Origin of the sequence: Chelativorans sp., from assembly GCF_031180965.1 — a bacterium.
GTDB lineage: Bacteria > Pseudomonadota > Alphaproteobacteria > Rhizobiales > Rhizobiaceae > Chelativorans.
This window is the reverse complement of record NZ_JAPSLH010000001.1, coordinates 88,236-104,781: the sequence shown is the minus strand read 5'-3', so window position 1 is coordinate 104,781 and position 16,546 is coordinate 88,236. Positions and strand designations below refer to the sequence as shown.

The window sequence follows — 16,546 nt, the reverse complement described above, 5'->3', positions numbered from 1 at the left end:
GGGCAGGGAGGGATTGGAAAGCCGAGGTCTTCCCACGAAGCGCGTGACCGCGCAATGGCTGCATCGGCCAGCGACAAGGCCGCGCAGGCGCGTTGACACAGCCATGCAGTTTGCGGAAAAGGGTTCCAACCAGGTTCGCAGAGCAACAATCATGCGATTCATCAGCTATCGGACGGTCCAGAGGAGCGCGTTGGCGTTCGCCGCCGGGGCAGGCATCGTTCTTACCGGCAGTATGCCGGCGCTCGCGGATTTCCGCGTCTGCAATGCCACGCAGAACCTCGTCGGGGTGGCGATCGGCTACCGCACGGCTGCGGGCTGGGTCAGCGAGGGGTGGTGGCACGTGAAGCCGAAGAATTGCGAGACCCTGCTCGATGGGCCGCTTCAGTCGCGCTACTACTATCTCTACGCCGAAGATGCGACGCGTGGCGGGCGCTGGGAAGGGCCCACGCAGATGTGCGTCTCGGACGATACGTTCAAGATTTCGGGCGCCAGGGATTGCATTGCGCGCGGGTTCCAGCGCGCCGGCTTTCAGGAATATGACACGGGGGACCAGGAGAACTGGATGGTGCAGCTGACCGACGGTCCGTCACAGGACGGCATTCCGGCCCTCACGGGGGCCGCCAATCCATGAGGCGGAGCCGCAAGGTCAAGATACTGGCGACACTCGGGCCGGCTTCTTCCGACGAGGAGACGATCGCCAGGCTGTATGAGGCGGGCGCCGACGCGTTCCGCATCAATATGAGCCACACGGACCATCCGACCATGCGCGAACTGGTGGCGCGCATCCGCAGCGTGGAAACGCAGGTGGGCCGGCCCATAGGCATCCTCGCCGATCTTCAGGGACCCAAGCTGCGCGTCGGCACCTTCGCCGATAAGAGCGCCACCCTCGCGGTCGGGCAGGAATTCGTGCTTGATGACGATCCGACGCCAGGCGATTCCACGCGCGTGCACCTGCCGCATCCGGAAATCCTCAAGTCGGTCGAGCCTGGGCATCGTCTCCTGATCGACGACGGGCGCCTGCAATTGGCGGCGGTTAAGACCGATGGGCGCTCAATCCTCTGCCGCGTGATCGCCGGGAACAAGATCTCCGATCGCAAGGGCGTGAGCCTGCCCGATACCGAGCTGCCGCTCGGCGCGCTGACGGAGAAGGACAGGCGCGATCTTGACGCAGTGCTTTCGACGGGGGTCGACTGGATCGCCCTTTCCTTCATCCAGCGGCCGCAGGATCTGGCGGAGGTGCGCAAAGTGGCGCGGGGGCGCGCGGCGCTGATGGCCAAGATCGAGAAGCCGCAAGCCGTCAAGCGGCTGTCGGAAATCCTGGAACTCTCAGACGCACTGATGGTTGCGCGCGGCGATCTCGGCGTGGAAATGCCGCTTGAGGCGGTGCCTGGCATCCAGAAGCAGATCACGCGCGCCTGCCGGCGCGCCGGCAAGCCCGTGGTCGTGGCCACGCAGATGCTGGAATCGATGATCTCCGCGCCCGTGCCGACGCGAGCCGAGGTGTCGGACGTCGCGACAGCGGTCTTCGAAGGGGCGGATGCGGTGATGCTCTCGGCCGAATCGGCCGCGGGCCAGTACCCGGCCGAAGCGGTGGCCATGATGAACGCCATCGCCACGCAGGTGGAGCGCGACCCGACCTTCAACGACATCATCAACGCTCAGCGCACAGGGCCGGAGGCGACAGGGGCGGATGCCATCTCGCTCGCATCCCGCCAAATCGCCGAGACGCTGAATCTCGCCGCCATCATCACCTATACGGCTTCCGGTACGACGGGCCTGAGGGCGGCGCGCGAAAGGCCGCGCGTGCCGATCATCGCGCTGTCGCCGGTGGTGGAGACGACAAGACGGCTCAGCCTGGTCTGGGGTACGCATTGCGTGGTCTCCGAGGATGCATCCGATCTCGACGACATGGTCGATCGCGCCTGCCGCATTGCCTATGAGGAGCAGTTCGCCAAGCCGGGAGACCGGGTGATCATCACCGCCGGCGTACCGCTGAGGACGCCCGGCGCCACCAACATGCTGCGGATTGCCTACATCGGCTCGGACGGGCTCGGCGGACTCTAGCCGGATTTATCCGCATCCGTTTGCGCAAGATACAGCGCTTGCGGGCAATCACCCGCCGGGCAGTCTAGCCCGGCGAGTGTGTCCAGCCGATGCATTTGCCTTAGAGACGCTCGTCGGTCTTCTCGTCCGCCAAATCGAGCAGGGCGCGCTGGGCGCTGCGCTGCATCGGGTAGATTTCGAGCATCCGGCGGTAGAGCTCGATCGCCCGGTCGGTATTGCCGGTCACGCGCAGGATGCCCGCCAGGCCGCTCATGGCGCCGAAATGGCGCGGCTCCACGGCGAGCACACGGGACAGGTCGGACATGGCGCGGTCGAAATCATTCATCATCAGATGAACGAGCGCGCGGCTGTTCCAGCTCTCGACATAGTCGGGATAGAGGACGACGGCCTGGTCGAGCAGATCGAGCGCGACGTGGAACTTCTGTTCCGAAGCCGCCTTCTGCGCCCATTGGAGGAGCAGATCGGCGGTCTCCCCACCTGAACGCTGCCACTCCTGGCGAATGCGGCCGGCGATGCGGCGCGCGGCCACTTCGTTGCGCTCCTGCCTCAGCTCGGCAAAGAGCTCGTCCAGTCGCTCCGCGCCGTCTCCTTGTGCGGAGGATCGGGACGCCTCATTGGTCTGCGCCGCTGCGTAGGGCGGCGCAAGCAGCGTTGCGAGGAAGCATAGTGAAACGAGAAAGCGGCGCATAAGGCAAGAATACCCGCCTTTGCGCCAGAATAAAGGAGAAACCGCGCTAAGCGCGGCTTTCGCCGGGATCAGCCCTGGCGCGCCTTGTAGCGCGGGTTGGACTTGTTGATGATGTAGATGCGGCCCTTGCGGCGAACCATGCGGTTCTCGCGGTGACGGCCCTTCAACGCCTTGAGCGAATTCCTGATCTTCATTGTTCTGCCCGCCATGGCCCGAGGGCCGTAAGTGTGATGGCCCCGATGGCCGAAACGGAAGGCGCGCCCTGCGGCGCGCCAGAAATCGATGCCGCACATAGACGAGGCGCGCCTTTCTTGTCAAGCTCCGAGGGTCGAACCGAGGGAGGATGAATGCGCCTGTCTCTGACGCTTGCGATGATTGTGGTCGCCGCGCCGCTTCCGACTGTTGCGATCGACTGCGCAAATTCCGACACCCGGGCGGAGCTCAACACCTGTGCCGGACAGGAATACGACCGCTCGGACGCGGAGCTGAACCGGCTCTACGGCACCGTCCTGAGACGCCTTGACGGGGACGAGGAGGCGCAGGCGCTTTTGCGCAGGGCGTAGCGGGCCTGGATCGCCTTTCGCGACGTGGAATGCGATTCCGGAGCTCGGGCAGCAAGGGCGATCCATCTATCCGATGGTCCTGGCGGGCTGTCGCATGAAGGAAACTGACCAGAGGGCCGCGGACTTCCGGGATCTCCTGCGCTGCATGGAGGAAGGCGAGGGCGTCTGCCCATCTCCCTAGGGCTCGGACCTCAGCGCGATTGGAGGTGGCGCTTGCCGGGCGGGAAAAGCCGCGTGAAATGGCCCATCTTTCGGCCCGGGCGCGGCTCGGCCTTGCCGTATAGATGCAGCACCAGATCGGGTTCGGCGAGCAGCTCAGCCGCCCGATCCTGCTCCGCGCCCAAGAGGTTCTCCATCACGCAATCGCAATGGCGGGCAGTAGCGCCCAGAGGCAGGCCGGCGACCGCGCGGATATGCTGCTCGAATTGCGAGACGGCGCAGGCAGCCTCGGTCCAATGGCCGGAATTGTGCACCCGGGGAGCAATCTCGTTGGCCAAAAGCGCCCCGCCCTCGGCGACGAAGAACTCCACCCCCATCACCCCGACGTAGTCGAGTGCCGTGACGATGGAGAGCGCCGCGTTGCGAGCCGCATCGGCGGTGGCCGGGGGAATGTCGGCCGGAACGGTGGAGCTGAAGAGGATCCCGTTCTTGTGGATGTTTTCCGCCGGGTCATAGGCGGCGACCGAGCCATCCATGCCTCTCGCCGCGATAACGGAGATCTCCTTTTCGAAGGCGACCAGCCCCTCCAATATGAGGGGAACGCCGCCCATTGCCGCGTAGGTCCCCTCAACGGCTTTAGGATTCGCGTCGCGGAACACGCGCTGTCCCTTGCCGTCATAGCCGAGCCGGCGGGTCTTCAGCACGCCATTGCCGCCGAAGCGAGCAAGCGCCTGCGCGAGATCGCTGTCGCCGTCCACCGTGGCGAAAGGCGCCGTGGCGATGCCCAACGAGTTGAGGAAGACTTTCTCGGAAAACCTGTCCTGCGCGATCTCCAAGGCTTCCGGCGGCGGATTGACGGGAACCCGGTCGACAAGGCTGCGGACCGCCCCAACCGGAACATTCTCGAACTCGTAGGTGACCACATCGCTTAATGCCGCCAGCTGGCCAAGCGCCTCAGCGTCCTCGTAGGGCGCTGCCATGTGCCGGCGCGCCACCTCGGCTGCGGGACATGTGGGGTCCGGCTCCAGAATCGCGGCATGATATCCCAGCCTGGCTGCCGCCATGGCGAGCATGCGGCCAAGCTGGCCCCCGCCGATGATGCCGATTGTCGCGCCGGGCTCGAGCGGAGCCTTCATGTGTCCTCCACCGGGTGTTCAGCCACCGCGGCGGACTGGGTGGCGCGCCAGGCATCAAGACGCCCCGCCAGACCCTCGTCGGAGAGGGCAAGCACCGCTGCGGCGAGAAGTGCCGCGTTCACGGCGCCGGCGTGTCCTATGGCCAGCGTGCCGACGGGAATGCCGGCCGGCATCTGCACGATGGAGAGAAGCGAATCCTGACCCGACAAGGCCTTGGACTGGACGGGAACGCCAAAAACGGGAAGCGGCGTCAGCGCCGCCGTCATGCCGGGCAGATGGGCCGCGCCACCCGCCCCGGCTATGATAACGCGGAAGCCCTGCTCCTTTGCCCCCTTGGCGAAGGCGTATAGCCGCTCGGGCGTGCGATGGGCCGAGACGATGCGGACATCATGGGAGATTTCGAGGGCCTCGAGCGTCTCGGCTGCGTGGCGCATCGTGTCCCAGTCCGACTGGCTCCCCATGATGATGGCGACGTCGGCTCGATGCTGGCTCATGCCGGACTCCGTGCGTTGTCAGGAGTGTGGCCTAACCGAATGCGGGAGAATCGGCAAGTTGGCATTCAGGCGATGATGTCGGGGATGATCCGGTCTTCCAGCTGTTGGAGACGGTCCTTGATGGCCAGCTTCTTTTTCTTCATTCGTTGTATCTGCAGAGGATCGCATCCCATGGCCATCATCGCGTTAATGGCCGCGTCGAAATCGGCGTGGTCCTGCTTCAGGCGGGCGAATTCGAGGCGAATCTCTGCCTCTTCCTGTTCCGACATGTTCACTGTGCGGTTGTCTCCGGCAGGTGTTCTGCGGTTGCGGTTGGCCCGTCCCGGATTGGGAAAGCAAGGTCCGGCTTCTATCATGTTTCGGCGCTGCGATAAATCTGGGGCCGGAAAAGAGGTGACCAATCTGAGCAAATCCTGCTCTTAACATTCGACATTCGCATCCGATGATGGCACACTGTCACTGTACCGTCATGGAACAAGGGCGGGAGCATTCCGGGCGGGTTATATCAACCTAAATGGAGGCACCCATGTCGCTTGAAACTCATCTCGCAGAGCTCCAGCGCAAGCACGGGGAACTCGAGCGCGAGATCAGCAATGCACTGACGCATCCCTCGATCGACGCACTCGAAATCGCCCAGCTTAAAAGACGCAAGCTCGCCCTGAAGGACGAGATGGAACGACTTAGGGAACAGCAGACCCGGCACTGACTCCGGGAACTCCAAAGGCTTATTCAGCCCCTTGCGCGCCCTCTAGCGCGCAGGGGCGCTATCAATAGCCACCCGCATCCCAGAGCGCATGACGGCATCTATTCGGCCGCTTCTTTCTTCACCTCCTCCGTCCTCGTTTCGGTGTCCGCGCGCGGGTCCATCATTGCGCTCTGGTGCGTCGCGGCGGGTTGGGCAGGCAGCGTCATGAAGGTGTCGCGGTCCTCGACCGGAACCGGGGCGCGCCGCGAAATGCGCAAGACCGCATAGGCCGCAATGCCAAGATGCGCGCCGGCGGTGGCGAGGAAGAGACTTTCGGGGCGAAGCCATTGCATCACCACGCCGGCCAGCATCGGCCCGATCATGGTGCCGACGCCATAAAGCAGCAGAAGCCCGCTCGAGACCTTGACGAACTCCGTGCTCGATGCGTGGTCGTTGGCGTGGGCGACGGCAATGGGGTAGAGCGAATAGGCCATCAGCCCATAAAGGCCGGTCATGGCGATAACCACTGTTCCGGCCCGCGGTGCGGCGGCGAAAATGAGAAGCCCCGTGATGGCCGCTCCCAGCGCGCAGCCGGCCAAAACGAAGCGCCGGTCCGTGCGGTCGGAGAGCCTGCCGGTGGGGACCTGCGCCACCGCGCCGGCGATGACGGCAATGCTCATCATCACCGCAATCTCGAAGGTCGCGATGCCGATCTGCGCGCCATAGACCGCGCCGAGCGTTCCCCAGGCGCCATTGGCGATGCCGATCAAAACACAGGCGACGACGGCGATCGGCGAATGGGCGTAAAGCTTCCGGAAGTCCAGCCTCACATCCGCAAGCGGCGCAGGGGTCACCGCCGTCGATACGGCGGTGGGCAGAAGGGCAAAGCAGAACAGGATACCGGTAGCCATGAAAAGAGTCGGCGTCGTCACATCGCCCAAGGTGACGATCATCTGTCCCGCCATGATGGAGGCGTAGGTCACCATCATATAGAGGCCGAAGACCCGGCCGCGCGTCTCGTTTGTCGAGCGCTCGTTGAGCCAGCTCTCGATCACCATGAAAGCGCCGGCCATGGTGAAGCCGGTGAAGATGCGCAGCACGAACCAGACCGCTTCCTCGATCCAGATGCCATTGAGCAGGGCCACGATTGCACCCGTCGCGGCAAAGGCGCCGAAGGCGCGCACATGTCCCACGCGGCGCACCAAGCGCGGCCCGAAATAGCAGCCGGCGATGAACCCCCCCGCCCAGCCGGTGCCGAGCAGCCCAAGCGCGGTGGTGGAAAAGTCCTCGTACTGGCCGCGCAGGGGGATGAGAAGACCGAAGAGCCCGGAGCCGCCGAGCAGGAAGGCGGTGCCGATGAGCAGGGCTACGATCGAGCCGAAGGAGGAGAGCATGACCGGATGCGCCTTTCCTGCCAACCCTGGTGAGCCGCGGTCGAATGGCCGCGGCGAATCAAAGCTTCAGCCTAGACCGCCCGTCAGCTGCGCCGGAAAAGCGCGTCGGCGGCTGCCTTGGTGGAATCCTTGGAACGCAATTCCTGCTCCAGCCGCGCGATCTCCTCGCGCAGGAGGGCGATCGTCCGTCTCAATTCCTCGACCGACAGGGTCGAAAGATCCTGGCCGATCGTGTACTTGCTCGGCCGTGGCGCCGCATCCTCGTCCATCATAGCCGTTCCGCAATTCGTTGCGACAAACATGCAGACAATACATAAGCGGCAAAGAAAGAGGCAATGCTCCCGCCGTCAAGGCGCATGAGGAATTGCAGAAAGAAGGCTTTAGCATGACATCGCAATCTCTTCCCGAGACGATGACGGCGGTGGCCATCAGCGAGCCCGGCGGCCCGATGGTGCTGAAGCCGGAAGAGCGGCCGGTGCCGAAGCCGGGCCAGGGCGAGATCCTCATCAAGGTGAAGGCAGCCGGCGTCAACCGGCCCGATGTCGCCCAGCGCAAGGGGATCTATCCGCCGCCGCCCGGCGCGTCCGACCTGCCGGGGCTGGAAGCGGCGGGCGAGGTCGCCGCCATCGGCCCCGGAGTGCGGCGCTGGCGCCTCGGCGACCAGGTGACGGCTCTGACGCCCGGGGGCGCCTATGCCGAATACTGTCTGGTGCACGAGACGAACGCGCTGCCCATCCCACAGGGCTTCACCTTCACCGAGGCCGCCGCGCTGCCTGAAACATTCTTCACCGTCTGGCACAACGTATTCGAGCGGGGCGCGCTCAAGCCCGGCGAGACGCTGCTCGTGCATGGCGGCTCGTCGGGAATCGGCACCACCGCCATCCAGCTGGGTACCGCCTTCGGCGCGGCGGTCATCGCTACGGCGGGCTCGGCGGAAAAATGCGAGGCATGCCTGAAGCTGGGAGCCCGGCGCGCGATCAACTACCGCGCGGAGGATTTCGTTCTCGCCGTGAAGGAGGCGACGGAGGGCCGGGGCGCCGACGTCATCCTCGATATGGTGGGCGGGGACTATATAGAGCGGAACTATGCGGCGGCGGCCATGGATGGGCGCATCGTGCAGATCGCGGTGCTCGGCGGCGCGTCGGCCAAGACGGATTTCTCGAAACTCATGGTCAAGCGGCTGACGCATACGGGATCGACGTTGAGGCCGCGCAGCATCGAGTTCAAGGCGCATATCGCCGCCGAACTCGAGGCGCGTGTCTGGCCGCTGCTGGCAACACGCAAGATCGCCCCGGTGATGGATACGATCTTTCCGCTGCGCGAGGCATGGCGGGCGCATGAGCGCATGGAGGAAAGCGTTCATATCGGCAAGATCGTCCTCGATGTCGCCTGACGGTGCCGAGCAGCCGGGCTTCCACCGAAACCCGCGGCCATGATAAGGCCCCGCCATGAGCCGATTTTCCATTCTGCTTGGCGGCGAGGTCTGCCGCACGCGGCGCCTGCTGGCCCAAGTCTCCGGCACGCGCGCAATCGCCGCCGATTCGGGCATGCGCCACGCAGCAGCGCTCGGGCTCGAGCCTGAACTTTGGCTGGGCGATTTCGATTCGGTGCCGGACGAGATGCGCGGCACCTTCCCCGAGGTTGCGCGCGAGGTGTTTCCGGCCGACAAGGACAAGACCGACGGCGAACTGGCGATCGAGGCGGCGCTCGGCCTTGGGGCCACATCGCTCATCCTGGTGGGCGCGTTTGGCGGCGCGCGCCCCGACCACGCCTATCTGCATCTCGCCCAGGCGGTGCGGCTGGCGGAAAAGGGCATACCGACATTGCTTTCGAGCGGCAGCCAGGAAGGCCGGCCGCTTACGACGGGCGAGCGCCATGCATTCGATTTCGAAGACGGCACGCTGTTCAGCATCCTCGCTTTCACCGATCTTTCAGGTCTCACCGTGGAGGGGGCCAAATGGCCGCTCGAAGCGGTGGAAGTGCCCTTCGCCTCCTCGCTGACGCTTTCCAACATGGTGCGTGGAAAGCTTGCGGTGACGCTGGGCCAGGGGCGGGCCCTGCTCGTTGCCGATCTCGTGCCTGAAGAAAAGGTCTGACATGGCCCCGCCGCTCCTCAAGCTCGAGAACATCCGGCTCACCTTCGGCGGAACGCCGCTCCTCGACGGCGCGTCCCTGATGGTTGGGCCGGGCGAGCGCATCGCGCTTGTCGGCCGCAACGGCTCCGGCAAGTCGACCCTCCTGAAGATTGCCGGCGGGCTCGTGGAGGCGCAGGACTGGCAAGGCTTTGTGACCGTCCGCGCCTATGTGGAGGCGGGGCTCGGGCCGGCCGACGATATCAACCGCGTGGCGCTGGTGCTCGATCGGCTCGGCCTAACCGGCGAGGAAGCGCCGGCCTCGCTTTCGGGAGGCGAGGCACGGCGCGCCGCCCTTGCGCGGGTGCTGGCGCCCGAGCCCGACCTTTTGCTTCTCGACGAGCCAACGAACCATCTCGACCTGACCACGATCGAGTGGCTGGAAGACGAGCTTGCGCGCTCCTCCTCCGCAGTGGTGACCGTCTCGCACGACCGCCGCTTTCTGGAGAAAGTAAGCCGCGCCACGGTCTGGCTCGATCGCGGCATGACGCGCCGGCTTGATAAGGGCTTTGGCCAGTTCGAGGACTGGCGCGACAAGCTCCTGGAAGAGGAGGAGCGGGAGCAGCAGAAGCTCGGGCGCCAAATCGCCCGCGAGGAGCACTGGCTGCGCTACGGGGTGACGGCAAGGCGCAAGCGCAATGTGCGGCGGCTGGGCGAGTTGCAGGGCCTGCGCGCGCGCCACCGTGGCCACCGCGGTTCGGAGGGCCTGGCTGTTATGAACGCCAGCGAGGCCGGCGAATCCGGCAAGCTCGTCATCGAGGCGAAGGGGCTGGAGAAGCGCTTCGGCGACCTCACGGTCGTGAAGGATTTCTCGCTCCGCATCCTGCGCGGCGACCGGATAGGTCTTGTCGGCCCAAACGGTGCGGGCAAGACGACGCTGCTCAAGATGCTCACCGGTTCCCTCGCGCCCGATGCGGGCACGGTGCGGCTCGGCGCAAATCTGGACATTGCCACGCTCGACCAGAACCGCGCCGAGCTCGATCCGAGCGAGACGCTGGCCCATTTCCTCACCGACGGGCGCGGAGAGACCGTCGTCGTCAATGGCCAGGAACGGCATGTCGTCTCCTATATGAAGGATTTCCTGTTCAAGCCGGAACAGGCGCGCACGCCGGTGCGCGAACTTTCTGGCGGCGAGCGGGCGCGGCTGATCCTGGCGCGGCTCCTGTCCCGCCCCGCCAATCTGCTAGTTCTGGACGAGCCGACCAACGACCTCGACATGGAAACCCTCGATCTCTTGCAGGAGCTGGTGGAGGGCTTTCCCGGGACGGTGATCCTTGTCAGTCACGACCGCGATTTCCTCGACCGCACTGTGACGAGCACGATCGCGCCGGCGGGAGACGGCCGCTGGATCGAGTATGCCGGCGGCTATTCGGACATGATGACGCAGCGGAAAGGTGAGGGGCTGGAGCGCCGCAGGGCGCGGCCCAGCGAAGCGCCTGCCGGCAAACGGGAGGGAAGCTCCGAGCCGCCGCGGCAGAGCACGAAAAAACTATCCTACAAGCAGAAATTCGCGCTGGAGACCCTGCCGGGCCGGATCGACGCCTTGGGGAGGGAGATCACGCGGATCGAGGAACGTCTTGCCGACCCAGCGCTGTATTCGCGCGATGCGGCCGCGTTTGCCCGCCTCACCAAGGAACTCGACGAAAAGCGCGCCGAGCGCGGGCGGCTCGAAGAGGAGTGGCTGGAGCTCGAAATGCTGCGCGAGGAGATCGAAAGCGGCTAGCCGGCCGTTGCTTTGGAATGCGCGGCCTGTGATAATCGTCCTATCGGCGTGCGGGGATCATCATGGTTGTTGCGCTTTTCGGTCGAACAGCCTGCGCGCTATGCGCCGCGGTTTCGATCCTGCTGGCATTAGCTGGCGCCGGCGGCGCTTCGGAGCATGTGGGCGAGCTTTATCGCGCGTCGACGATCATAACCGGTACGCAGGAGCACGAGAAACAGCGCGGCTTTGCCGCATCGCTCGAGCGCGTGCTGGTGAAGCTCTCGGGGGACCCGGACCTTGCCGGCTCGCCCAAGGTAGTCGGTCTCGCAGTACGGGCCGCCGAGTTCGTGCAAGACTACGAGCTTCGCGACCGCATGGCCGGCATCCCCGTGCATGACGAGCAGGGGACGCGCGATAGGCCCCACATCCTCACAGTGGAGTTCGCGCGCGCGAAGGTCGACCGGGCGCTGCGGGAGCTCGGGCATGAGCCTTGGCTCGACCGGCCGCCCATCACGCTTGCTGTCAGCATCGACAACGGGACGCAGCAATTCATGTTGGGCGAGGGGGCGGAAGCCGGTGCCGCGCAGCGGGAAGCGCTGACGCAAACCGGCGCCGAGCTCGGGTTGACGATCGATTTTCCCGGCCAAGCAGCGCTGGCGAGGGTAGCCGGCGATACGCCGCTCAGCTGGGCGGACCGCGAGCGGCTCGAGGACGCGCGCCGGGAGCTGGGGGCCAAGGTGCTCCTGGCCGGCACGCTTACATGGGATGAAAAAGCTCTTCGTTGGTCCTCCACCTGGCGGCTGCTCACGGAGGAGTCGCTCGAGCGGTGGGGGGCCGGTGGAGTCTCGTTCGATACGGTTTTTCGCAGCACCCTCGAAAAAGCCATGCAGGTCCTCTCCAGCCGGGCACGCCGCTAGGGCACGTCCGTGTTCACCCGATCCTAACCAGCGCGCGCAAAACTCCTGGCGGGCAGGAGCACCGGCAATGAGCGAAGAATTTCTCGTTTCCGCAAGACCCGATCTTCAGAAGGCGCGCGCCGATTGGCTGTCGTCGCTGAAGGAGGAGCGGCGACTGGCCCGGCTCACCCTCGATGCCTATGAGCGGGACACGCGGCAGTTCCTGCAGTTCCTCACGGGCCATTGCGGCGGCGCGCCCGGAATTGCCGACATAGCCGACTTGCGCCCCGCCGATCTGCGCGCCTTTCTTGCGGCGCGACGGGCGGGTGGCGCCGGCGCCCGCACGGTCGGACGCGGCCTGGCGGCCATTCGTTCATTCCTGCGCTTCATGGAGAGGCGCGGCCTCGCCAATGCGGCGGGCGCCGGAGCGCTGCGCGCGCCGCGTGCGCCCAAGGGGCTGCCGAAGCCGCTTGCCGCCGCCGATGCCAGGCGCGTCGCATCCGGAGAAGGCCAGCTTGCGGAAGAGCCCTGGATCGCGGCACGGAACGCGGCGGTCCTTGCCCTGCTCTACGGCTCCGGCCTGCGCATCGGCGAGGCTCTGGGTCTCACAGGCGCGGATATCCCCGCGCTGCGGGCAGGGACGCTGCGGGTGACCGGCAAGGGCGGCAAGACGCGGGTCGTGCCGGTACTGCCGGTGGTAGCCGAAGCGGTGGCGGAATATCAGCGCCTTTGCCCGTATCATCTGGGCGGGGAAGCGCCGCTCTTCCGCGGCGCGCGCGGGGGAGGACTGCAGCCGGCCATCATTCAACGCGAGATGCAGAGGATGCGCTCTGCGCTGAACCTGCCGGAGACAGCCACCCCGCATGCGCTGCGCCACTCCTTCGCCACGCATCTGCTCGCCCGCGGCGGCGATCTGCGCGCCATCCAGGAGCTTCTCGGCCATGCCAGCCTGTCGACCACGCAGATCTACACCGCGGTCGATACATCACGACTCCTGGAAATCTACGAAAACGCGCATCCTCGGGCGTAAGCCGCCAATTTCGCCCAGATTCGGCGCTAGCTGCGGGCGGATGGAACGCACCGAAAGCGCGACTAACCTATCCCTCACCGCCGCGGCAAATCTTCTCTTCGCGATGGCCTTGCTCCTGTTAGCGGGCGCCCAGGCGCAGGCGGAGGAACCGATAGCCTGCGAGGGGGCCAATCTTGTGGCCCAGCTTGCGACAGAGGACCCCGCACTGCTGCGCGAAATTGAAAATGAGGCCGCCGCAACACCAAATGGCGAGGGTCTCCTTTGGCGCATCGAGGCGGACGGCGCCGCTCCTTCCTATCTGTTCGGCACCATGCATGTCACCGATCCGCGCGTGACCAGGTTGCCGGGCCAGGCGCAAGAGGCTTTCGATCTGGCAAGCACAGTGGCCATCGAGACGACGCAGATCCTGGACGAGGCGGCAATGATGGCGGCTGTTTTCGAGAAGCCCGGCCTGATGATGTTTTCCCAAGGGGAGAGCCTGACGGATCACCTCACGCCCGACCAGCGCAAGATCGTCGAGGAGGAGTTCGAAGAACGCGGCGCGCCCTTCGACGGCATATCGAAGATGAAGCCTTGGATTCTGGTATCGCTGGTCTCGATGCCCGATTGCGAGCTGAAGCGCCAGCAGGCCGGCGCCATCATTCTCGATGCCAAGCTTGCGAAGGAGGCTAAGGCCGCCGGCAAGAAGGTCGCAGGACTTGAGACGGTCGCCGAGCAGCTGTCGGCGATGGCATCGCTGCCGATGGAACTGCATGTGCGGGGGCTGGTCGGCGCGATCGAACTGGGCGACCGGATGGACGATATGATCGAAACCATGGTCGCGCTTTACCTGGACGGGAGGACAGGTATGTTCCGGCCCGCCTTGGGCAAGCTTCTGCCGATGGGAGAGGGAGAGGCCGCCGATTATTCGGCATTCGAGCAGCGCATGATCGATGCGCGCAATCACGTGATGGCCGAACGTTCGCAGAAGCTGATCGAGGAGGGCGGCGCCTTCATCGCCGTCGGTGCCATGCATCTGCCGGGACCGAACGGGCTGGTCGAGCTGCTGCGGAAGGCCGGATATCGCTTGAGCCGCGCCGAGCGCAGCTAAGTCTCGGAAAGTACTGTACGGAACCCTTATTGCGGTGCGGCGTTTAGTCGCCGATGGCAACGGAGAAGAGTTCCCATGGACAATTTTGATCGACCCACAAATGCGCCGGGCAGCACCGACCCGCGCGTTCCTCCCGCCGGCACGTCCCCGGCGTCGAACCAGACGGTGGTCCGCTCCGGCGGCAGCGGGAGCACCTTCATCGTCGTGGCCGTACTTGCCGCGATCCTCGTCATCCTGTTCCTGGCCTTTGGCGGCTCGTCCTTCTTTGGCGGCGCCGATACGGCCGTGGTACCGGACGGCGAAGACACGGTGGTGGTGCCGGGAGGCGACACCAATAACACGACGGTGACGCCGGCTCCTGGCGGCGCGACGGACAGCGCTCCCGCAGGCACGGGTTCCGGCACGGGCGGCAGCGCGACCGGCGGCGGCGCAACCGGCGGCGGTGCGGCCGGTTCGGCACCTGCGGCGCCCGAGGGCGACGCGACTGCTCCGGCTCCGACCACGCCGGCCCCGACGACCCCGGCACCGAATACGACAGCTCCGGCCGGTCAGTAAGTCTGGGCGCATACAACCGAGATGGCCGCGGTTTTGCCGCGGCCGTTCTCGTTGCGCGGATCGGAATTCTTCGTGGCGCGCATCGAAATTGATGCGCGCCGCCGGCGGCTATAACGGCTCGCCGGTCACCGGGTTGATGTTCATCTCAACTCTGGCCTTGTCGGTCGTAAAATAAACGATCTGGTAATGACCTTCCTCGTCCCAATCCACCTCGTCGAGATAGCGGAAATCGGGCCGCGCTTCGATGCGTGCAACAATCTCCGAAACCTTGAGTGCATTCTCCGGGGGTATCTGCCGCTCCTCCGCCTCCTGGGCCTGGAGCGGACCGTAGAGCAGCATGGCTGCTGCCGAGAGCACGAGCACAGTCTTGCGGGGCATCGAGACGTCCTTTCAGTGTTGCCGATGTCTTTCAACTAGACATCGGGGCGCTGGTTCCGCTCCGGGCGCGTCCATGGTCGGAACCTCCGGCGGCGCAGGATTGTTTTCCTCCCGCCTCACGTGGAGATGAAGATGCAGGACAGCGAAAATCCGAAACAACATCCCAGGTCCAACATGGAGAAGGACCCGGAAGACTGGGTCAGTGGGGACGAGCCGATGACCGGGGCGCAAGCCTCCTATCTGAAGACGCTGTCGGAGCAGGCCGGCGATGCGGACGCCTATGCCGATGACCTCAGCAAGGCGGAGGCTTCTAAGCGCATCGACGCGCTGAAGCAGAAGCTCGGGCTTGCCGACGGCAAGAGCTGAAGCGCTATTGTGCGGAGCGTAGCGTGGCCTGCCCGACATAGGCAGGCTGCCCGCCCCGCTTGCTTAGTGATGGATCGAGCGTCATGGACAGCACGCCGCCCAGGCAGACGGCGAACAGGATTGCAAAGAACAGGCGAGCAAGCATGTGGATCATCCCTGTGGAGGATCTACGCTTATTGACGGTCGCCCGAATTGTTGCTGAATGCGGCGTTCATCCGCAATTCAAACATCTTACCGCGGGGTAAACTCCCGTGTGCCGGCGGGAAGGGCTCACGGACCGCCAGCGAGGGATCCGATGACCACCATGGCCAAGTCGTCGAGATCGATCTCGCCACTGACCGAGAGTCCCTTCTCTGCGGTGGACACGCGCAAACCGTCCGGCCTTATCTCCGCCTGGCGCTTGAGCTCGTCGATGATGGCTTGCTTGACCTTTTCTTCCAGCACCGAACCTGTTTCGTGAGAAGTCATATCGCCGGTACCCATTTCCAGAACACGCCTTCCAATCTGTCGGGGTAATATTCGAACTCGCATTCAAAGCGTTGACCATAGGCCTTAGCCGCCTCGATGGCCTCGCCGCTGACCGGGTTCATGCCGGTCCCGGGAGCGAACCATTCCTCCAGAATATCGCTCGGTACGTAGGCGCCGATGCGCAGGGGCAGATTCGCAAGGACAACGTCCATTTGCTCCGGCGGCATGTCGTTCTCCGCTCCGTCTGGCCAGCAAACCACTTGCGGGGCGGAAACGTTCCGCCCCGCCTTCCGATCTGCTCGCGTCGGGCTGCAGCGCGAGCTTGCCTGCCGATCCGGACGGATGCCGGCAAAAAAGCGCATCCAGTAGGAAAAAAAGTGGAACTTTCCGGGAGGTGGACAGTTTCGCTCAAAACGCGCCGGTCGCACCGGCTGGCAAAGGGGTTCCTATGGATCAGACAATCACGGGCCAAGCACGATTCGCCACTCCCGTCCGCGTGGCGTTTCGCCCGGGTGGAGCAGCCCGGGAAATCAGCAATCCGCGCGAAGCGTTCGATTATCTGCGGAACTGCCCGGTCCAGGAAGGCCCTGTGTTCGAGAGCGCCCTCGAGGCGTGCTTCGTCGCCACCTACGACACCAGCTGCGTGGAGGAGGCGAGGAAGGGGCTCAGGACGTTCGCGAGGGCGTACAGGCTCCTTGCTTAGATGCTCCGACGCTCGGAGAACTGTCCGAGGTCGCTGATCGCCC

24 protein-coding genes are annotated in these 16,546 nt (G+C 65.1%); 13 read left to right on the top strand and 11 right to left on the bottom strand.

Annotated elements, in window-relative coordinates:
- Positions 1-151: 151 nt before the first annotated feature.
- Both RIN79_RS00510 and pyk read left to right on the top strand, forming a co-directional pair.
- Positions 152-631 (top strand): DUF1036 domain-containing protein, encoded by a 480-nt coding sequence (locus tag RIN79_RS00510; RefSeq protein ID WP_309082636.1) that lies wholly within the window; start codon positions 152-154, stop codon positions 629-631.
- Positions 628-2,064: a pyruvate kinase gene (gene pyk / locus RIN79_RS00505; RefSeq protein ID WP_309082634.1), complete on the top strand. Its 1,437-nt coding sequence runs from the start codon at positions 628-630 to the stop codon at positions 2,062-2,064. The genes RIN79_RS00510 and pyk overlap by 4 nt, the downstream gene beginning before the upstream one ends.
- 100 nt (positions 2,065-2,164) lie before the next feature.
- Here pyk and RIN79_RS00500 read toward each other — a convergent pair whose 3' ends face one another.
- Together RIN79_RS00500 and ykgO are read right to left on the bottom strand one after the other, a co-directional pair.
- Positions 2,165-2,752, bottom strand: coding sequence for a tetratricopeptide repeat protein (locus RIN79_RS00500; RefSeq protein ID WP_309082633.1), 588 nt, complete (start codon positions 2,750-2,752; stop codon positions 2,165-2,167).
- Between the two features lie 68 nt (positions 2,753-2,820).
- Positions 2,821-2,946, bottom strand: a complete 126-nt coding sequence (gene ykgO / locus RIN79_RS00495; RefSeq protein WP_011582571.1) for a type B 50S ribosomal protein L36 — start codon at positions 2,944-2,946, stop codon at positions 2,821-2,823.
- Positions 2,947-3,099: 153 nt separating this feature from the next.
- Here ykgO and RIN79_RS00490 point away from each other — a divergent pair, with 153 nt between their 5' ends.
- The gene (locus RIN79_RS00490; protein ID WP_309082632.1) at positions 3,100-3,315 is read left to right on the top strand and encodes a lysozyme inhibitor LprI family protein; all 216 of its coding nucleotides are present in this window, start codon (positions 3,100-3,102) and stop codon (positions 3,313-3,315) included.
- A 191-nt stretch (positions 3,316-3,506) separates the two neighbouring features.
- Here RIN79_RS00490 and RIN79_RS00485 read toward each other — a convergent pair whose 3' ends face one another.
- The 3 genes from RIN79_RS00485 to RIN79_RS00475 all read right to left on the bottom strand — a co-directional run bounded on the left by RIN79_RS00485 (position 3,507) and on the right by RIN79_RS00475 (position 5,373).
- The gene (locus RIN79_RS00485; protein WP_309082631.1) at positions 3,507-4,610 is read right to left on the bottom strand and encodes a 5-(carboxyamino)imidazole ribonucleotide synthase; all 1,104 of its coding nucleotides are present in this window, start codon (positions 4,608-4,610) and stop codon (positions 3,507-3,509) included.
- The gene (gene purE, locus RIN79_RS00480) at positions 4,607-5,104 is read right to left on the bottom strand and encodes a 5-(carboxyamino)imidazole ribonucleotide mutase (RefSeq protein ID WP_309082629.1); all 498 of its coding nucleotides are present in this window, start codon (positions 5,102-5,104) and stop codon (positions 4,607-4,609) included. Before purE ends, RIN79_RS00485 begins: the two co-directional genes overlap by 4 nt.
- A 65-nt stretch (positions 5,105-5,169) precedes the next feature.
- Complete coding sequence (locus RIN79_RS00475) at positions 5,170-5,373, bottom strand: YdcH family protein (RefSeq protein ID WP_309082824.1); 204 nt, start codon at positions 5,371-5,373, stop codon at positions 5,170-5,172.
- 257 nt (positions 5,374-5,630) lie between these two features.
- Between RIN79_RS00475 and RIN79_RS00470 the strand changes: the two genes are divergently transcribed.
- Positions 5,631-5,810, top strand: coding sequence for a DUF465 domain-containing protein (locus tag RIN79_RS00470; protein WP_309082628.1), 180 nt, complete (start codon positions 5,631-5,633; stop codon positions 5,808-5,810).
- 98 nt (positions 5,811-5,908) lie between these two features.
- Here the strand turns inward: RIN79_RS00470 and RIN79_RS00465 are convergent, their stop codons facing one another.
- Both RIN79_RS00465 and RIN79_RS00460 read right to left on the bottom strand, forming a co-directional pair.
- Entirely contained in the window at positions 5,909-7,183 is a 1,275-nt protein-coding gene (locus RIN79_RS00465) for an MFS transporter (protein WP_309082627.1), read from the bottom strand.
- Between the two features lie 83 nt (positions 7,184-7,266).
- Positions 7,267-7,452: a DUF1192 domain-containing protein gene (locus tag RIN79_RS00460; protein WP_309082823.1), complete on the bottom strand. Its 186-nt coding sequence runs from the start codon at positions 7,450-7,452 to the stop codon at positions 7,267-7,269.
- 143 nt (positions 7,453-7,595) lie between these two features.
- On the opposite strand from RIN79_RS00460, the gene RIN79_RS00455 reads away from it, so the two are divergent.
- The 7 genes from RIN79_RS00455 to RIN79_RS00425 all read left to right on the top strand — a co-directional run bounded on the left by RIN79_RS00455 (position 7,596) and on the right by RIN79_RS00425 (position 14,588).
- Complete coding sequence (locus RIN79_RS00455) at positions 7,596-8,576, top strand: NAD(P)H-quinone oxidoreductase (protein WP_309082822.1); 981 nt, start codon at positions 7,596-7,598, stop codon at positions 8,574-8,576.
- A 55-nt stretch (positions 8,577-8,631) separates the two neighbouring features.
- Positions 8,632-9,279, top strand: coding sequence for a thiamine diphosphokinase (locus RIN79_RS00450; protein ID WP_309082626.1), 648 nt, complete (start codon positions 8,632-8,634; stop codon positions 9,277-9,279).
- A 1-nt stretch (position 9,280) separates the two neighbouring features.
- Positions 9,281-11,038 carry an ATP-binding cassette domain-containing protein gene (locus RIN79_RS00445; RefSeq protein WP_309082625.1) on the top strand — a complete coding sequence of 586 codons (1,758 nt, stop codon included), beginning with the start codon at positions 9,281-9,283 and terminating at the stop codon, positions 11,036-11,038.
- A 62-nt stretch (positions 11,039-11,100) separates the two neighbouring features.
- On the top strand, positions 11,101-11,934 hold the full coding sequence (locus tag RIN79_RS00440) for a DUF2066 domain-containing protein (RefSeq protein ID WP_309082622.1): 834 nt from the start codon (positions 11,101-11,103) through the stop codon (positions 11,932-11,934).
- Positions 11,935-12,001: 67 nt separating this feature from the next.
- Positions 12,002-12,943: a tyrosine recombinase XerC gene (locus RIN79_RS00435; RefSeq protein WP_309082620.1), complete on the top strand. Its 942-nt coding sequence runs from the start codon at positions 12,002-12,004 to the stop codon at positions 12,941-12,943.
- Between the two features lie 40 nt (positions 12,944-12,983).
- Positions 12,984-14,033, top strand: coding sequence for a TraB/GumN family protein (locus RIN79_RS00430; protein WP_309082617.1), 1,050 nt, complete (start codon positions 12,984-12,986; stop codon positions 14,031-14,033).
- Positions 14,034-14,108: 75 nt separating this feature from the next.
- Entirely contained in the window at positions 14,109-14,588 is a 480-nt protein-coding gene (locus tag RIN79_RS00425) for a hypothetical protein (protein WP_309082615.1), read from the top strand.
- A 108-nt stretch (positions 14,589-14,696) separates the two neighbouring features.
- On the opposite strand, the gene RIN79_RS00420 is transcribed toward RIN79_RS00425, so the two are convergent.
- The gene (locus RIN79_RS00420) at positions 14,697-14,966 is read right to left on the bottom strand and encodes a PepSY domain-containing protein (RefSeq protein WP_309082613.1); all 270 of its coding nucleotides are present in this window, start codon (positions 14,964-14,966) and stop codon (positions 14,697-14,699) included.
- Positions 14,967-15,098: 132 nt separating this feature from the next.
- Between RIN79_RS00420 and RIN79_RS00415 the strand changes: the two genes are divergently transcribed.
- Positions 15,099-15,332, top strand: a complete 234-nt coding sequence (locus RIN79_RS00415) for a DUF3072 domain-containing protein (RefSeq protein WP_309082611.1) — start codon at positions 15,099-15,101, stop codon at positions 15,330-15,332.
- Between the two features lie 4 nt (positions 15,333-15,336).
- Here RIN79_RS00415 and RIN79_RS00410 read toward each other — a convergent pair whose 3' ends face one another.
- The 3 genes from RIN79_RS00410 to RIN79_RS00400 form a co-directional block, all read right to left on the bottom strand.
- The gene (locus RIN79_RS00410; protein ID WP_309082609.1) at positions 15,337-15,477 is read right to left on the bottom strand and encodes a hypothetical protein; all 141 of its coding nucleotides are present in this window, start codon (positions 15,475-15,477) and stop codon (positions 15,337-15,339) included.
- Between the two features lie 125 nt (positions 15,478-15,602).
- The gene (locus RIN79_RS00405) at positions 15,603-15,815 is read right to left on the bottom strand and encodes a hypothetical protein (protein WP_309082607.1); all 213 of its coding nucleotides are present in this window, start codon (positions 15,813-15,815) and stop codon (positions 15,603-15,605) included.
- A complete protein-coding gene (locus tag RIN79_RS00400) occupies positions 15,797-16,027 on the bottom strand; it encodes a hypothetical protein (RefSeq protein ID WP_309082605.1) in 231 nt (76 codons plus the stop codon). The genes RIN79_RS00405 and RIN79_RS00400 overlap by 19 nt, the downstream gene beginning before the upstream one ends.
- A 221-nt stretch (positions 16,028-16,248) precedes the next feature.
- Between RIN79_RS00400 and RIN79_RS00395 the strand changes: the two genes are divergently transcribed.
- On the top strand, positions 16,249-16,503 hold the full coding sequence (locus tag RIN79_RS00395; RefSeq protein ID WP_309082603.1) for a DUF982 domain-containing protein: 255 nt from the start codon (positions 16,249-16,251) through the stop codon (positions 16,501-16,503).
- The last annotated feature ends 43 nt before the right edge of the window (positions 16,504-16,546 follow it).

Bases quoted from the DNA above. Each gene is read 5' to 3' on its own strand.
- RIN79_RS00450 (WP_309082626.1), top strand. From the start codon at position 8,632: ATGAGCCGATTTTCCATTCTGCTTGGCGGCGAGGTCTGCCGCACGCGG.
- RIN79_RS00395 (WP_309082603.1), top strand. From the start codon at position 16,249: ATGGATCAGACAATCACGGGCCAAGCACGATTCGCCACTCCCGTCCGC.
- RIN79_RS00400 (WP_309082605.1), bottom strand. From the start codon at position 16,027: ATGCCGCCGGAGCAAATGGACGTTGTCCTTGCGAATCTGCCCCTGCGC.
- RIN79_RS00420 (WP_309082613.1), bottom strand. From the start codon at position 14,966: ATGCCCCGCAAGACTGTGCTCGTGCTCTCGGCAGCAGCCATGCTGCTC.
- RIN79_RS00445 (WP_309082625.1), top strand. From the start codon at position 9,281: ATGGCCCCGCCGCTCCTCAAGCTCGAGAACATCCGGCTCACCTTCGGC.
- RIN79_RS00440 (WP_309082622.1), top strand. From the start codon at position 11,101: ATGGTTGTTGCGCTTTTCGGTCGAACAGCCTGCGCGCTATGCGCCGCG.
- RIN79_RS00425 (WP_309082615.1), top strand. From the start codon at position 14,109: ATGGACAATTTTGATCGACCCACAAATGCGCCGGGCAGCACCGACCCG.
- purE (WP_309082629.1), bottom strand. From the start codon at position 5,104: ATGAGCCAGCATCGAGCCGACGTCGCCATCATCATGGGGAGCCAGTCG.
- RIN79_RS00430 (WP_309082617.1), top strand. From the start codon at position 12,984: ATGGAACGCACCGAAAGCGCGACTAACCTATCCCTCACCGCCGCGGCA.
- RIN79_RS00510 (WP_309082636.1), top strand. From the start codon at position 152: ATGCGATTCATCAGCTATCGGACGGTCCAGAGGAGCGCGTTGGCGTTC.
- RIN79_RS00435 (WP_309082620.1), top strand. From the start codon at position 12,002: ATGAGCGAAGAATTTCTCGTTTCCGCAAGACCCGATCTTCAGAAGGCG.
- RIN79_RS00405 (WP_309082607.1), bottom strand. From the start codon at position 15,815: ATGGGTACCGGCGATATGACTTCTCACGAAACAGGTTCGGTGCTGGAA.
- RIN79_RS00465 (WP_309082627.1), bottom strand. From the start codon at position 7,183: ATGCTCTCCTCCTTCGGCTCGATCGTAGCCCTGCTCATCGGCACCGCC.
- RIN79_RS00455 (WP_309082822.1), top strand. From the start codon at position 7,596: ATGACGGCGGTGGCCATCAGCGAGCCCGGCGGCCCGATGGTGCTGAAG.
- RIN79_RS00460 (WP_309082823.1), bottom strand. From the start codon at position 7,452: ATGGACGAGGATGCGGCGCCACGGCCGAGCAAGTACACGATCGGCCAG.
- RIN79_RS00500 (WP_309082633.1), bottom strand. From the start codon at position 2,752: ATGCGCCGCTTTCTCGTTTCACTATGCTTCCTCGCAACGCTGCTTGCG.
- RIN79_RS00415 (WP_309082611.1), top strand. From the start codon at position 15,099: ATGCAGGACAGCGAAAATCCGAAACAACATCCCAGGTCCAACATGGAG.
- ykgO (WP_011582571.1), bottom strand. From the start codon at position 2,946: ATGAAGATCAGGAATTCGCTCAAGGCGTTGAAGGGCCGTCACCGCGAG.
- RIN79_RS00410 (WP_309082609.1), bottom strand. From the start codon at position 15,477: ATGCTTGCTCGCCTGTTCTTTGCAATCCTGTTCGCCGTCTGCCTGGGC.
- RIN79_RS00485 (WP_309082631.1), bottom strand. From the start codon at position 4,610: ATGAAGGCTCCGCTCGAGCCCGGCGCGACAATCGGCATCATCGGCGGG.
- RIN79_RS00490 (WP_309082632.1), top strand. From the start codon at position 3,100: ATGCGCCTGTCTCTGACGCTTGCGATGATTGTGGTCGCCGCGCCGCTT.
- RIN79_RS00475 (WP_309082824.1), bottom strand. From the start codon at position 5,373: ATGTCGGAACAGGAAGAGGCAGAGATTCGCCTCGAATTCGCCCGCCTG.
- RIN79_RS00470 (WP_309082628.1), top strand. From the start codon at position 5,631: ATGTCGCTTGAAACTCATCTCGCAGAGCTCCAGCGCAAGCACGGGGAA.
- pyk (WP_309082634.1), top strand. From the start codon at position 628: ATGAGGCGGAGCCGCAAGGTCAAGATACTGGCGACACTCGGGCCGGCT.